Origin of the sequence: Aeromonas sp. PS2Canimalfood6, from assembly GCF_048276795.1 — a bacterium.
Classification (GTDB): domain Bacteria; phylum Pseudomonadota; class Gammaproteobacteria; order Enterobacterales; family Aeromonadaceae; genus Aeromonas; species Aeromonas caviae.
In genome coordinates, this window is the sequence record NZ_JBLUXC010000081.1 from 1 (window position 1) to 13,029 (window position 13,029).

Consider the following 13,029-nt stretch of genomic DNA (forward strand, 5'->3'; position numbering starts at 1 on the left):
ATGCAGAGGGATGGCAAACCTGCTGGCCCGAGTGAAACACTTCATGGATACCGTGTCTCCTTTCCCGGGGAATGGCTATGGCACAGCGAAGGTGTAGCACTATTGGGATCAGTTATTTAGACATCAGAACTGGTGTAGTATGACCTCAGTAATCAGAGGAAGACGTTCGAAGAGTTGTGTAAACTTTTTTATCGTATAAGCATCAGATGTTGACACGAACAGCGTTAATGATAGGTTTAATGCGATTTATAGGCATGTGGGTGAGATAACAAGGTGGATAGAAGCTGTGGATACTTGCCTTGCACTCAATCAACTCACACACACAGCGGCATTTACACTGAAATGTTCCTGCCCTTCCGTTTTGATCCCCTGCGGCAGGCCCTGATTCATCAGGGCCTTTTTTTACCTGTTTCTGACGCATTCACCTCCCCCGACGACCATGTTGCTGCCACTTTCCCCCGCTTTACGTCCCCTTCGTCCAGGCTTGTGGCTATCATCGAGACGATTTCTCCCTTCGGGAACCTGCATGAACCACTTGAGCCGTCTGCTGTGCCTCGCCCTGCTGATGTTCGGCGGCCACCTTGCTGCGGAGCCGCTGCGGGTGGGAGTCAGCTTTGCCATTCCTCCCTATGTCATCAGCCACGAAGACAGGGGCATTGAACTCGATCTCATGCGAGAGGCCTTCGCAGGCAGCCCCCATGAGCTGCAGGTCGTCTATCTTCCCCTGGAGCGCACCTTCAGGATGCTGGAGGAAGGCAAGCTGGACGCCATCATCAACGTCAAACCCGGCATGCTGGAAAGCGCCTACCTCTCACAGCCGGTGATCACCTTCCACAACCGGGTCTTCACCCTGGCGCCGACGGCAGTCCACACCATGAAGGATTTGCAGACCCTGCGAGTCAGTGCCTTCCAGCGTGCACGACAGATCCTGGGAACGACCTTCTCCGACATCGTCGACCAGAATCCCCGTTATGAAGAGGTGGCGAGGCAGGAGGGACAGGTACAGCGGCTGCTGCTCGGGCGCACCGATGCCGTGATCCTGGAACAGCGGGTGTTCTACTACTATCTGGCGCAGTTGCTCGGGGATGACCAGGAGGGCGACCGCTATCCCAAGAACAGGGTCAGACAGCACGACCTCTTCCCCCCGACTCACTACCACTTCGCCTTTCGCGAGGCGGGCCACCGGCAATGGTTCGACAGACAGCTCGCCAAGATGAAGGCGGACGGGCGCTATGAGCGGATCTTTGCCGCCTATGGCACCACCTCTACTGCCGGAGACAAAAAAGCCAGCCCATGATGGACTGGCTTGATACCGGCTCCGGGGAGCCGCAGTAGATGGAGCGTTACTTCATCGCGCTGCCGTTTTTCAGCTCTGCTTTCTGACGTTTGGCTTCGCGTTTCTCTTTCAGTGACATCTGCGGTTTTTTCTTGGCATCTTTGCCGTGATGCTGTTCTTTGTTGCTCATCATCAGACTCCAAAAAGGTTACCTGGACAGTTGGAACGGGTGTTCCAGCATGTCAGCCGAATCGTGGATTTCAGTACGCCAACAGTGACGATCGGGGATCGCACTGGCCTCAGCATACTCCCAATCTTCCGCCGGGATCCAGCCTATCGGCAGCGCCTGTCTACCAGGCGCCTCGTGGCGTGATCCCCCCCGGAAATGACGACCGGGCGACACTTTTGGCATCCGGAAACGGATGGTCAGCCTGTCCCCGATGGATGTGTGTTAGGGTGGGCATTCAACGATCGCAGGAGCGCGTCATGAAGAAGCTGGAAATGAAGGATCTGACCGAGGCCGAGAAAGCCGAGATTGCCCTGCTGGTGCAAAAGGCCCAGGCCAATGCCGATCACACCCTGACCAACGGGGAGCGCAACAAAATCCGCGAAGCAGGACGCCAGAAGATCGCCGCCGATCGCGCCCAGGCCGCCAAGGCGGCTTCCGCACTGGCGCGGGAGAAAGCCAAGGAGCGAGCCAGCGCCCAAGTGCTGCCTGACACCTTCAGCTGGTCCGATTCCGTCAGCAACAAATACCGTGGCAGACGGTAACGGCAGCATGAATGCACGCAGATGACGCTGCTGCATAAAAGGGGGCTGGCAGAGCGTCCTGTCATCCCCCTGAAAAGGGCAGCAGGAGGCGCCTGGCAGCTGATGCACACCCGGATAAAACGCCGATCCAGCCATCACCGTCAGAAATGAATACCAAGATAAAGATTGCCATGACGGGATGTGCGTGTTCTAATCGTTTTCGATGGTTCGGTAGTTCAGACCTGATTATGTTAGGCAGTCATCTTAAAGCAGTGATTTGTGCAGGCAGTTATCCCCGATAATTCTTGCCAGATAATTCTCCTTCTTTAGTGCTCCCCATACGTATTTCTGACGAAAAATCATGGATTGCCGCTCCGGTGGCGTTTCACTAATCACTACTCAAGGAAATTATCATGTCCAAAATGACTGGTACCGTAAAATTCTTCAACGCCGAGAAAGGCTTCGGTTTCATCTCCCCGGCTGACGGCAGCAAAGACGTGTTCGTTCACTTCTCCGCCATCCAGTCCAACGGTTTCAAAACCCTGGAAGAAGGTCAGCGCGTTGAGTTCACCATCGAGCAAGGCCAGAAAGGCCCGGCTGCTGCGAACGTCGTTCCGCAGTAATTCAAGCCGGAGCTCCTTCCCCTCTTTGGGCAAGGGCCTCAGCAAGAATTGAAAAAAACCCGCTTCGGCGGGTTTTTTGTTGCCCGTTTCCGGGTGGCCGACCTGTTGCCCTGCTTCGCTCTCGCCACGGGCAGCAAAAAGGGCACCCTTATGGTGCCCCATTTCCTGGTCAGGTTCCTTACAGGGGCAGGCTGATCCGCGCCTCCAGCCCCCCCTCCTCGCGATTGTGAAGGCTGAGCTCACCGCCGTGCTGGTGCACCAGGGTGCGGGCGATGGCGAGCCCCAGTCCCACGCTGCCAGACTCGGTGTTGCGGGCTTCATCCAGGCGCACGAAGGGCTTGAACACCTCCTCAAGCTGGCTCTCCGCAATCCCCGGCCCCTGATCGCGAACCAGGATCAGCAATTCGCCGTCACCGCGCACCAGCGAGACCTCGGCCCCCCCTGCGTACTTGATGGCGTTGCCGATGAGGTTTTGCAGCACCCGGCGCAGGGTGTTGGCGCGGCAGGCGTAAACCTCCTTGCCCTCGGCCAGGCAGGTGACGGGCTGGCCCATGTCGGCATAGTCGTCACACAGGCTCTCCAGCAGGCTGACCAGATCCAGCTCCCGGGTCGCCTCCTGCTGCCCCTCCTCCCGGGCAAAGCTCAGGGTCGCCGCCAGCATCTGCTCCATCTGCTGCAGGGTCTGCTGGAAGCGCTCCTTGTCTTCCCCGTCCGCCAGAAACTCGCTGCGCAGCCGCAGGCTGGTGATGGGGGTGCGCAGGTCGTGGGAGATGGCGGCCAGCATCCGGGTTCTGTCCTGCACGAAGCGATCGAGCCGGGTGTGCATCCGGTTGAAGGCCTGGATGGACTCGCGGATCTCGGTGGGCCCCTCCTCGCGCAGGGGCTCGATGTCCTCACCACGCCCCAGCCTGTCGGCGTTGGCCGCCAGTTGCTTGAGGGGACGGGTCGCCCGGCGGAACAGCCAGATCATCAGGCCGATCACCAGGCTCGCCACCAGCAGCAGGTTGAGGGTAGTCTGCCAGGACCAGCTCGCTGTCTCCTTGTCCACCAGGGAGCTGAACTGGAGCCAGCCGCCGTTGGGCAGTTCGATGGAGCCGTAGAGCCGCATGTCCTGGGGCGGCGGCATGCCGTTGCGATCCTTCATCATGCGGTTGTGGTGCTGCCAGGCCCGGCTGCGCTGGATGTCCTGCTTCAGCTCGGCGCTGATCTCCACCGCCAGGGAGGATGGATAGCCGAGCTTGGCCCGCACCAGCTTCTCGAAGCGGGGGCTGCGGTTGTCCGGCTGCAACGGCTCGTCGGCCAGACGCAGCAGCAGGGTCTCGCTGCGGCTCGCCTTGAGGATCTCGTGATAGAGGGAAGGAGGAGAGAGGGAGAGCAGGCGCACCACGGAGATGATGCGCTGCATGGCGTTGCGGCTGTTGACGTAACCGAGGGCCTCCTCCCTGTCCGAGCGGTAGATCTGGATACTGAGCAGCTGGATCAGTACCAGCCCCGCCAGGGCCACCAGCACTATCTGGCCGGTCAACCCCTTGGGCAGCAGCCTGGCGAAGACGCGCTTGATCATGTCGGCCTCACTCCTGGGTCACGTCGGCGGCGAACAGGTAACCGCCACCCCAGATGGTCTTGATGAGCTCGGGATTCTTGGGATCCCGCTCCAGCTTGCGCCGCAGTCGGCTCACCAGGGTATCGATGGCGCGATCGAAGGCCACCGCCTCCCGGCCACGGGCCAGATCCAGCAACTGATCCCGGCTCAGCACCCGCTGGGGCCGCTCCAGAAACACCTTGAGCAGATCGAACTCGGCGGTGGAGAGGCTCATCCCCACCCCCTCCTCGTCCACCAGCTCACGGCGATTGACGTCGAGCAGCCAGCGATCGAAGCGCAGATCCCGGGTCAAGGTCTCCGGCACGGGCAGGCTCTCCGCCTGGGTACGGCGCATCACCGCCTTGATGCGGGCCAGCAGCTCCCGCGGGTTGAACGGCTTGGAGAGGTAGTCGTCCGCCCCCATCTCCAGGCCGATGATGCGGTCCGTCTCCTCCCCCATGGCGGTCAGCATGATGATCGGCAGGCGGGATTTGACCCTGAGCTCGCGGCACAGGGTGAGGCCATCCTCCCCCGGCATCATCAGATCCAGCACCAGCAGGTCGAACTCCCGCTCATCCAGCAGCCGCTTCATCTCCTTGCCATCCCGGGCGCAACTGACGCGCATGCCATGCTGCTCCAGAAAGCGCTTGAGCAGATCGCGGATCTCGCTGTGGTCATCGACCACCAGAATATGAGGGCTGCCTTGGTTCATCATCATCTCTCCGTTATCGGGCTGGGGCGATTATACGAAAATCAACCGGGCGGGTTGTGTCAAAGTGTGCCAGCATGCCCCTGTGCCACACTCTGCTACAAAATAGGCTTCTACTGGCAAATTTCAGACACTTCCACGGTGTTTACTGGATACCAAGGCGAAAGAGCCTCTACCCGTACACATCCGACAGGAGTTACCCATGAAAAAGCTGACCAAGACCCTGCTGACCGCCACCCTGATCCTCGGCCTGCCGCTGGGCGCCTATGCCGCCAGCGAGGCGGTCTCCACCGCGCAACCGACCCAGGCCACGGCGACCGGTTGCCCCATGGACGGTACCGGCATGATGGGCGGCAAGCATCATGGCGGCCGCCACGACAAGATGGCCCGCATGAAGAACATGACCCCGGAACAGATCCAGGCCCATCTGCAACAGCGCTACGACAAGATTGAAGATCCGGCCAAGAAGGCGGAGTTCGTGAAGAACCTTGGTCTGCGTGCCGACGGCATGATCAAGCACGCCGAGGTGATGAAGCAGTTCGCAGAAGCAAACCAGTAAGTCGAAGTGATGAAGCAGTTCGCAGAAGCAAACCAGTAAATCGAAGTAATGAAGCCGTTTGCCGAAGCGAATCAGTAAGTCGAGATGATCAAGCAGTTCGCAGAAGCAAACCAGTAAATCGAAGTAATGAAGCCGTTTGCCGAAGCAGACCCGTGAGCCGGCGGGGCCCTGCCCCGACACCGGCGAAAACGACAGGGTGGCGCAAGCCACCCTTTTTTTGTCTCCCCCCAGTTTTTTCACCTTTTCCTGCCTGGCCGCATCATGTTATGTGAGCGATAACAAACGTTTCACTTTCGAAATAAATCATAATGGTCCCTCACACAACAGACGCGGGCACGATCCCGGGCACAGTGGACAGGAGTCGTTATGGGATGGAATCTGGGCACAATCAAGGGGCGCTATACCGCCGTTTTTCTGGGCTTCATGGCGCTGGTGTGCGCCCTGACGGTGATCGGCATCCAGATCTGGATCACCCCCGCCCTGCAAAAAGCGGGGGAGGAGAACGTGGCGCTGCGAGTCGGCGAGATAGCGACCGACATCCGTGACCAGCTCAACGGGGTGCAGACCCAGTCGCGCAGCATCACCCAGCTGGTGGCACAACTGCCGAGCGAGCAGATAGATGCCCAGCTCCCGGCCCTCATCGACCAGTACGGCAACGGCATGGTCTTCGGTGGCGGCATCTGGCCCCTGCCGGACAAGCGGGAGGCGGGACGCGCCAAGTTCAGCACCTTCTTCCACAGGGATGCGTCCAACGCCCTCATTCCCAACACCTACTGGAACTCGGCAGAGGCGCCCAACTATTTCGATCAGCCCTGGCACAAGGCCGGTCAGCAGGCGCCCCGTGGCGTCTGTGCCTGGGCCGCCGCCTACAAGGATGGCGCGAGCCAGCAGCCGAGAACCAACTGCGCCATGGGGATCTACCAGGATGGCGCCCTCTACGGGGTGTCGACCATAGACGTCACCCTGGGCTTCTTCAACGACCTGGTGGCCAAGAAAGAGCAGGAGATCGGCGGTCAGGTGATGATCATCGAGGCTGACGGCAAGATCCTGAGCCGCAACGCCCGTCTGACCGGGGATGTGGTGCTCGGCAACCTCTCCGCCCACGCCGACTATCCCTTCGCCCTCGCCATCAGCGGCTTGCTGGGCCAGGATGCGAGCAAGGGGCAGCTGCGCACCACCTTCCAGGATCAGGGTGAGGAACAGACCCTGCTGATGGAGGCCATCGAAGGGACCCCCTGGTTGCTGGCCGCCGCCCTGCCGACCCGCACCCTGACCCAGGACAGCCGGGATGTGCTCGCCACCCTGGCGAGCATCCAGCTCCCCCTGGCGGGGCTGCTGTTCGTGCTCATGGTGCTGGCCATCAGCCAGCTTGGCAGCCGCCTGCAGACCCTCAAGCTCAACATCGACGCCCTCAGCGCCGGCGACGCCGATCTGACCGCCCGCATCCAGGTCAAGGGGCATGACGAGCTGGACAACATCGCCCTGTCGGTCAACCGCTTCATCGCCTTCCTGCAACAGATGATGGTGCAGGTGACCGCCGCCACCGACCTCATCACCCGCGAGCTGGCCCAGCTCGATCAACAGACCGGGCAGGCCAGGCGGATCCTGGGGGAACACGCCAGCGAAACCGATCAGGTCGTCACCGCCCTCAACGAACTCAGCTCCACCGCCGACAGCGTTGCCCGCCACGCCAACGACTCCGCCAGCTTCACCGAGGCCGCCAACGGTCAGGCGGCCAGCTCCCGCAAGGTGGTGGGGTCAGCCTCCGCCAGCGTGGTGGCCCTCATCGACGAGGTGGATCTCGCCGCCGCCAAGGTGCTGGAGATGCAGGAAGATGCCCAGCAGATCGGCAGCGTGCTCGGGGTGATCGGCGGCATCGCCGCCCAGACCAACCTGCTGGCGCTCAACGCCGCCATCGAGGCGGCCCGGGCCGGTGAACAGGGCCGGGGCTTCGCAGTGGTGGCCGACGAGGTGCGTGCCCTCGCGGCACGCACCCAGAACAGCACCGCCGAAGTGGGCAGCATGTTGTCACGGCTCACCCAGGGGGTCGCCGAGGCCGTGGTCGCCATGGAGCAGACCAAGCGCAGTTGCCAGGCGGCGGCCGACACCACGGGGCAGGTCACCGGCGGCCTCGACACCATGGCCGACGCCGTGGTGCAGATCCACGATCTCAGCAGCCAGATCGCCACCGCTGCCGAGGAGCAGAGCCGGGTGACCGAGGAGATCAACCGCAACATGGTAAGCATTCGCGACATGCTGAACCTCCTGGTGGAGAACGGCGGCAACACGGAGCAGAGCGCCGCCACCCTGCTGGGGTCCAACCGCCAGTTGCTGGCACTGGTGCACCGCTTCAAGGTGTGAGCCTGAACGCCAGGCAGCAAAAAGGGGCCCGCGGGCCCCTTTTTCATTCACTTTGCCAGGACTCAGGCCTTGTTGGCCAGGTTCAGGGTCTTCACGGTCTCGCCTTCGAACTTGATGACCACGTTCTTCTGGGCCACTTCGGAGTCTTTCAGCAGGGACTTGGTGGTCTCGGCCAGCAGCGGGGAGGCCTTGTTCAGAGCGTCCAGGTCATAGATCCATACTTCCAGACCGGCGTCGGTCTTGGTGCTGGCCGGGGCGCCCAGCTTGTCCTTGATGGCCTGCTTGTTGGAGCCGCCTTCCTTGATGTCCAGAGCCTTCTTGATCGCTTCGTTGGAAGCGGTGTCCATGGCGTTGCCAGCCATCTCTTTGGCGGTGCTGGTGACGCTGCTGGTCACGGTGTCGGTCAGGGAATCCATCAGGCCGGCGTGGGCAACCAGAGGCAGGACGGTCAGGGCAATCAGCAAGGACTTTTTCATGAAGATACATCTCGCAAGAATGAAAAGAGCGCGCATGAAACCAGCGGGATGAATTGGAGTCAAGAAAATCCCTTGGTCAAGCCGTATTCGGGGGGGAACAGCCCCGTAGCGGCTCCGACCAGTGCCCTTGTCAGCCGCTGAGCTGGTCCTTGCCCGCCAGCTTGGCCCGGTAGAGCGCCCTGTCGACCCTCGCCATCAGGTGGGACACCTGCTCGTCGGGGTCGGACTCCACCAACCCGAAACTCAAGGTCACGGGCTCGATCCCCTAGACCCTGGCATGGCTCAGGCGCTGCCTCAGCTTCTCGGCCACCACCCGGGCGTCGGGCAACCGGGTATTGGGAAGCACCAGCATGAACTCGTCACCCCCCCAGCGAGCCAGCAGATCGATCTCGCGGATGCAGCCCCGGGTCAGCTGCACGATATCGATCAGGGTCTGGTCCCCCACCCCGTGGCCATGGCGATCGTTGATCTGCTTGAAGTCGTCCACGTCCATGGCGATCACGGCAAAGGGCTCCTTGAAGCGCTTGGCGCGCTCATGCTCCAGCCGCACCGCCTGCTCCAGCCGATAGCGGCTGGCCGCGCCGGTCAGGGAGTCCGTCTCCGCCAGGCGGCGGTTCTCCTCCACCTGGAACTGCAATGCCTGGTTGAGCCGCTCCAGTTCGGCGGTACGCTGCGCCACCTGCTGCTCCAGGGTGCGGTTTTGCAGCTCCAGCCTGGCGTAGAGTTCCCGCTGGGCGTGGATGTTGCGGTGTGCCCCCACCATCCTGGCGACACTGCCGTCCGGGTTGCGTGCGACGATGCGGCCACAATCCGCCACCCAGAGGTAGTCACCGTTACGGCAACGGCAGCGGTATTCGGCCCGGTAGTCCGCCGCCCGCCCACTCAGGCAGGCATCGAAGCTCTCCATGACCTGCGCCAGATCGTCCGGGTGGATCAGGTTCTCCCAGGTAAAGACGGTGTTGTCGAGGGAGTGGGGCTCATACCCCAGCATCTGATACCAGCCGGGATAGCGATGGACATAGCCGGTGTTGGCATTCCAGTCCCAGAGACCGTCGCTCACGACCTCCAGCATGCCGCTCATCACGGCCTCGTCGAGGGCCGGTAGCCTTGTCATCTCATTGTCATGCAGCATGAAAACCTTCCTTGTTCTGCTACTCGGCGCTACGGATCCGCTTGTTGACCTGGCGGGAAAACCGGGCCTGCCGGTCGAGCCTTCAAGGGGGCGACTGGCCTCGACACCCCGTCATGACGGGTTATCGGCCAGGTTGTCCTCTTGTTGAACAACAGTAGCAGCCCGCACACTTTCTAGTCTTGCGCGCCGTCACGCTCCCTTCCGTTCTTCTGCCGGCCAGATTGCACCACGGCGGTGCACACCTTTGGCGCAGCCCTGCCCATATTGGGCAAGCCTCGCTGACCAGGGCTGCGATTAATAAGCAAATGTATGAATAAAAAGAAAAATACTTTTCTGGCGCAATATTTGCCTTTATCTGGGTGAACCACAAGGATTGGGGATATTGCATGAAATTAATCACCGCCATCATCAAGCCGTTCAAACTCGACGACGTGCGCGAAGCCATCGCCAACCTCGGCGTCGAGGGGCTGACGGTTTCCGAGGTCAAGGGGTTTGGCCGCCAGAAGGGGCACACCGAGCTGTACCGGGGTGCCGAATACCAGGTGGATTTCCTGCCCAAGGTAAAGCTGGAGATCGCCACCCTGGCCGACAACGTCGAGCAGATCATCGAAGCCATCAGCAAGGCCGCCCACACCGGCAAGATAGGTGACGGCAAGATCTTCGTTTATGACCTGCAGGCCGCCGTGCGCATCCGCACCGGCGAGACCGACGCAGACGCCCTTTGATACGACTGGAACTGAGGAATACGACATGGAAGAGTTGATCACATCCGTCAGCGAGCTGCGCTATGCACTCGACACCTTCTACCTGCTGATCTCCGGCGTGCTGGTCATGTGGATGGCCGCCGGGTTCGCCATGCTCGAAGCCGGCCTGGTCCGCGCCAAGAACACCACCGAGATCCTGACCAAGAACATCCTGCTCTATGCCATCGCCTGCATCATGTTCCTGCTGGTCGGCTACAACATCATGTACGTGGACAACAGCGCCGGCGGCTGGCTGCCGAGCTTTGGCAGCCTGATGGGCAGCCAGGCGGACGACGCGGGCCACTCCCTGCACTCCGACTTCTTCTTCCAGGTGGTGTTCGTCGCCACCGCCACCTCCATCATCTCAGGTGCGGTGGCAGAGCGGATGAAGCTCTGGTCCTTCCTGCTGTTCTGCGTGGTGATGACCGGCTTCATCTACCCCGTGGAAGGCTACTGGAGCTGGGGCGGCGGCTTCCTGAAAGAGGCGGGCTTCTCCGACTTCGCAGGCTCCGGCATCGTCCACATGGCGGGCGCTGCCGCTGCCCTGGCCGCCGTGCTGCTGCTCGGCCCCCGTCGCGGCAAATATGGCAAGCAAGGGGAGATCTACCCCATCCCCGGCTCCAACCTGCCGCTCGCGACCCTGGGCACCCTGATCCTCTGGATGGGCTGGTTCGGCTTCAACGGTGGCTCCCAACTGGCGCTCTCCAGCGCCGCTGACGCCACCGCCATCGGCACCGTGTTCGTCAACACCAACGCCGCCGCCGCCGCCGGTGTGGTCGGCGCCCTGCTGGTCAGCAAGCTCACCTGGGGCAAGGCGGATCTCACCATGATCCTCAACGGCGCCCTCGGCGGTCTGGTCGCCATCACCGCCGACCCGGCCTCCCCCAGCCCGCTGTTCGCCAGCCTGATCGGCGCCCTGGCCGGTGCCCTGGTGGTCTACGCCATCGTCGCCTTCGATCGCCTGAAGATCGATGATCCGGTCGGTGCCATCTCGGTACACGGCGTCTGTGGCCTGTTCGGCCTGATGGTGGTGCCCTTCTCCAACACGAGCGCCACCTTCGGTGCCCAGTTGCTGGGTGCTGCCACCATCTTCGGCTGGGTCTTTGTCGTCTCCCTCGTGGTCTGGAGCCTGCTCAAGGCCACCATGGGCCTGCGGGTCAGCGAAGAGGAAGAGATGATGGGTGTGGATGTCCACGAGTGCGGCATCGATGCCTACCCCGAGTTCGTCAGCGTCAAATCCAGCATCTAAGCACGCCATCTGCTTGCGGGGCCCGGGGGACACCTCGGGCCCCGTTTTTTTGGGCGCCCTCAGCGCCCCTTGAAGGCGGGGTGATGCAACCGGCGATAGTGACTGGGCGCCAGCCCATGCTGGCGCTTGAAGGCGGTGGAGAAGTGGTATTCGTTCTTGAAGCCGCACTGCTCGGCCAACTGCTTCACCGGGTCGGCCCGGCTCGCCAGCAAGAGCGCCGCCCGCTGCAACCGCAACCGTTGCAGCAGCGCCATGGGCGCCAGCGCGAAATGCAGCTGACAGAGTCGATGGAGCTGGCGCTCGGAGAGGTGCAGGGCGGCGGCCATGTGATTGACGTCCCAGCCCTCGGTCAGGGTTTCTTTCAGCAGCAGTTCCAGGCGCAGGGCCAGCCGCTCGCCACGACTCTGCCCCTCCCCCTTTTGCAGCAGGCGGCGCAGGTAGAAGCCGAGCTGCTCCACCAGCAGGGCGCTGAGCAGCGGATCCTGGTGCCGCTCCTGCTCCGCATGGAGGTTTTCTATGGTGCGCAGCAGGGTGGCCTGCTGGGAGGTGCAGCCCAGGCGAGGGCGGCTGGCGAAGGCATCCCAGACCGGGCCCTTGTGCAGCAGCAGCCACACCAGCTCCCACTCGCCCGTCTCACTCAACGGCTGATCCAATAGCTCGTTCACCTGCTCACTCAACTGCTCACTAAGCTGGTAGCAGAGCGGATCCCCGGCCGGGATCAGGGCCCACTCCCCGGCCTGCAACCGCTCGAAGCGATCCCCCACCCGCACCTCCCCCTCGCCCCCCAGAGTCAGCAGAAAACAGTGCACATCGGCAAAGCGGCGGGAAATGCGATAACGGGTCTTGAGACGGGAATAGCCCGCCAGCCACACCTGCTCCTGTGCGAGGGCGGGCAGCAGGCTGTCGCAGCAGATCTGCTCGCGGCAGTCGAGGGAGACGTCAATGACTTCAAGATTGGCAGTTTCAGACATCATCAGGACGGGCTCAGCCATGTCGAAGGGACAGGCCCCAGCATAGCATCAAGGGCATCGAGTCACAGGAGACCAGCCATGCACATCCATCACGTCGCCATCTGGGCGCAGGATCTGGAGGCACTCAAGGCATTCTACTGCACCCTGTTTGGCGGGCAGGCCAATGAGCGCTACCACAACCCGAGCAAGCAGTTCAGCTCCTACTGCGTGCGCTTCGAGGGAGGCGCCAGCCTGGAGCTGATGCACACCCCCATCCTGTTTCCGGCGGATCTGCATCTGCCGCACCCGTTGCAGGGGCTGGCCCATATCGCCTTCTCCCTCGGCAGTGTGGAGGAGGTGGACAAGATGACCGCCCGCCTCAAGCTGCTCAAGGACACCGAGGTCAAACACCTGGACGGCCCCCGCTGGACCGGCGACGGCTATTACGAGAGCACCTTCCTGGATCCCGAAGGCAACCGGCTGGAACTGACCATCTAACCGTCATTCCGCACCTGATTTTGCTATTTTCAGTGCTTGACGGCGATCGGCCGTTCTGATCTATTACTCTCTTTTGCAGGTAGATCATCATGGCCGCACCCGCTATCTCGATCCGTAACCT

Annotated in this window: 13 protein-coding genes and 1 pseudogene; 8 read left to right on the plus strand and 6 right to left on the minus strand. The window is 61.8% G+C overall.

Annotation, left to right across the window (positions count from 1 at the left end):
* Positions 1-526: 526 nt before the first annotated feature.
* Positions 527-1,297: a substrate-binding periplasmic protein gene (locus tag ACNPAA_RS19550; protein ID WP_201872506.1), complete on the plus strand. Its 771-nt coding sequence runs from the start codon at positions 527-529 to the stop codon at positions 1,295-1,297.
* A gap of 46 nt (positions 1,298-1,343) precedes the next feature.
* On the opposite strand, the gene ACNPAA_RS19555 is transcribed toward ACNPAA_RS19550, so the two are convergent.
* The gene (locus tag ACNPAA_RS19555) at positions 1,344-1,466 is read right to left on the minus strand and encodes a hypothetical protein (RefSeq protein ID WP_010675895.1); all 123 of its coding nucleotides are present in this window, start codon (positions 1,464-1,466) and stop codon (positions 1,344-1,346) included.
* 296 nt (positions 1,467-1,762) lie between these two features.
* Between ACNPAA_RS19555 and yjbD the strand changes: the two genes are divergently transcribed.
* On the plus strand, positions 1,763-2,047 hold the full coding sequence (yjbD, locus tag ACNPAA_RS19560; RefSeq protein ID WP_039040119.1) for a DUF3811 domain-containing protein: 285 nt from the start codon (positions 1,763-1,765) through the stop codon (positions 2,045-2,047).
* A 392-nt stretch (positions 2,048-2,439) separates the two neighbouring features.
* On the plus strand, positions 2,440-2,649 hold the full coding sequence (locus tag ACNPAA_RS19565) for a cold shock domain-containing protein (RefSeq protein ID WP_010675897.1): 210 nt from the start codon (positions 2,440-2,442) through the stop codon (positions 2,647-2,649).
* A 178-nt stretch (positions 2,650-2,827) separates the two neighbouring features.
* Here the strand turns inward: ACNPAA_RS19565 and ACNPAA_RS19570 are convergent, their stop codons facing one another.
* Positions 2,828-4,213 carry an ATP-binding protein gene (locus ACNPAA_RS19570; protein WP_201872505.1) on the minus strand — a complete coding sequence of 462 codons (1,386 nt, stop codon included), beginning with the start codon at positions 4,211-4,213 and terminating at the stop codon, positions 2,828-2,830.
* A gap of 7 nt (positions 4,214-4,220) precedes the next feature.
* Complete coding sequence (locus ACNPAA_RS19575) at positions 4,221-4,943, minus strand: response regulator (RefSeq protein WP_010675899.1); 723 nt, start codon at positions 4,941-4,943, stop codon at positions 4,221-4,223.
* A gap of 199 nt (positions 4,944-5,142) precedes the next feature.
* Here ACNPAA_RS19575 and ACNPAA_RS19580 point away from each other — a divergent pair, with 199 nt between their 5' ends.
* Positions 5,143-5,499 (plus strand): hypothetical protein, encoded by a 357-nt coding sequence (locus ACNPAA_RS19580; protein WP_010675900.1) that lies wholly within the window; start codon positions 5,143-5,145, stop codon positions 5,497-5,499.
* Between the two features lie 366 nt (positions 5,500-5,865).
* Positions 5,866-7,860 (plus strand): methyl-accepting chemotaxis protein, encoded by a 1,995-nt coding sequence (locus ACNPAA_RS19585; RefSeq protein WP_039040120.1) that lies wholly within the window; start codon positions 5,866-5,868, stop codon positions 7,858-7,860.
* A gap of 62 nt (positions 7,861-7,922) precedes the next feature.
* Here ACNPAA_RS19585 and ACNPAA_RS19590 read toward each other — a convergent pair whose 3' ends face one another.
* Together ACNPAA_RS19590 and ACNPAA_RS19595 are read right to left on the minus strand one after the other, a co-directional pair.
* Positions 7,923-8,336, minus strand: a complete 414-nt coding sequence (locus tag ACNPAA_RS19590; RefSeq protein WP_201872499.1) for a hypothetical protein — start codon at positions 8,334-8,336, stop codon at positions 7,923-7,925.
* 130 nt (positions 8,337-8,466) lie between these two features.
* Positions 8,467-9,468: pseudogene (locus tag ACNPAA_RS19595) on the minus strand (diguanylate cyclase domain-containing protein).
* A 386-nt stretch (positions 9,469-9,854) separates the two neighbouring features.
* On the opposite strand from ACNPAA_RS19595, the gene glnK reads away from it, so the two are divergent.
* Both glnK and ACNPAA_RS19605 read left to right on the plus strand, forming a co-directional pair.
* Positions 9,855-10,193: a P-II family nitrogen regulator gene (glnK, locus tag ACNPAA_RS19600; protein WP_010675904.1), complete on the plus strand. Its 339-nt coding sequence runs from the start codon at positions 9,855-9,857 to the stop codon at positions 10,191-10,193.
* A gap of 25 nt (positions 10,194-10,218) precedes the next feature.
* Positions 10,219-11,460, plus strand: a complete 1,242-nt coding sequence (locus ACNPAA_RS19605; RefSeq protein WP_042864817.1) for an ammonium transporter — start codon at positions 10,219-10,221, stop codon at positions 11,458-11,460.
* Positions 11,461-11,519: 59 nt separating this feature from the next.
* On the opposite strand, the gene ACNPAA_RS19610 is transcribed toward ACNPAA_RS19605, so the two are convergent.
* Positions 11,520-12,434 carry an AraC family transcriptional regulator gene (locus ACNPAA_RS19610; protein ID WP_417891960.1) on the minus strand — a complete coding sequence of 305 codons (915 nt, stop codon included), beginning with the start codon at positions 12,432-12,434 and terminating at the stop codon, positions 11,520-11,522.
* Between the two features lie 75 nt (positions 12,435-12,509).
* On the opposite strand from ACNPAA_RS19610, the gene ACNPAA_RS19615 reads away from it, so the two are divergent.
* Entirely contained in the window at positions 12,510-12,908 is a 399-nt protein-coding gene (locus tag ACNPAA_RS19615; RefSeq protein ID WP_319900016.1) for a VOC family protein, read from the plus strand.
* The last annotated feature ends 121 nt before the right edge of the window (positions 12,909-13,029 follow it).

Bases quoted from the DNA above. Each gene is read 5' to 3' on its own strand.
- ACNPAA_RS19550 (WP_201872506.1), top strand. From the start codon at position 527: ATGAACCACTTGAGCCGTCTGCTGTGCCTCGCCCTGCTGATGTTCGGC.
- ACNPAA_RS19555 (WP_010675895.1), bottom strand. From the start codon at position 1,466: ATGAGCAACAAAGAACAGCATCACGGCAAAGATGCCAAGAAAAAACCG.
- yjbD (WP_039040119.1), top strand. From the start codon at position 1,763: ATGAAGAAGCTGGAAATGAAGGATCTGACCGAGGCCGAGAAAGCCGAG.
- ACNPAA_RS19565 (WP_010675897.1), top strand. From the start codon at position 2,440: ATGTCCAAAATGACTGGTACCGTAAAATTCTTCAACGCCGAGAAAGGC.
- ACNPAA_RS19570 (WP_201872505.1), bottom strand. From the start codon at position 4,213: ATGATCAAGCGCGTCTTCGCCAGGCTGCTGCCCAAGGGGTTGACCGGC.
- ACNPAA_RS19575 (WP_010675899.1), bottom strand. From the start codon at position 4,943: ATGAACCAAGGCAGCCCTCATATTCTGGTGGTCGATGACCACAGCGAG.
- ACNPAA_RS19580 (WP_010675900.1), top strand. From the start codon at position 5,143: ATGAAAAAGCTGACCAAGACCCTGCTGACCGCCACCCTGATCCTCGGC.
- ACNPAA_RS19585 (WP_039040120.1), top strand. From the start codon at position 5,866: ATGGGATGGAATCTGGGCACAATCAAGGGGCGCTATACCGCCGTTTTT.
- ACNPAA_RS19590 (WP_201872499.1), bottom strand. From the start codon at position 8,336: ATGAAAAAGTCCTTGCTGATTGCCCTGACCGTCCTGCCTCTGGTTGCC.
- glnK (WP_010675904.1), top strand. From the start codon at position 9,855: ATGAAATTAATCACCGCCATCATCAAGCCGTTCAAACTCGACGACGTG.
- ACNPAA_RS19605 (WP_042864817.1), top strand. From the start codon at position 10,219: ATGGAAGAGTTGATCACATCCGTCAGCGAGCTGCGCTATGCACTCGAC.
- ACNPAA_RS19610 (WP_417891960.1), bottom strand. From the start codon at position 12,434: ATGATGTCTGAAACTGCCAATCTTGAAGTCATTGACGTCTCCCTCGAC.
- ACNPAA_RS19615 (WP_319900016.1), top strand. From the start codon at position 12,510: ATGCACATCCATCACGTCGCCATCTGGGCGCAGGATCTGGAGGCACTC.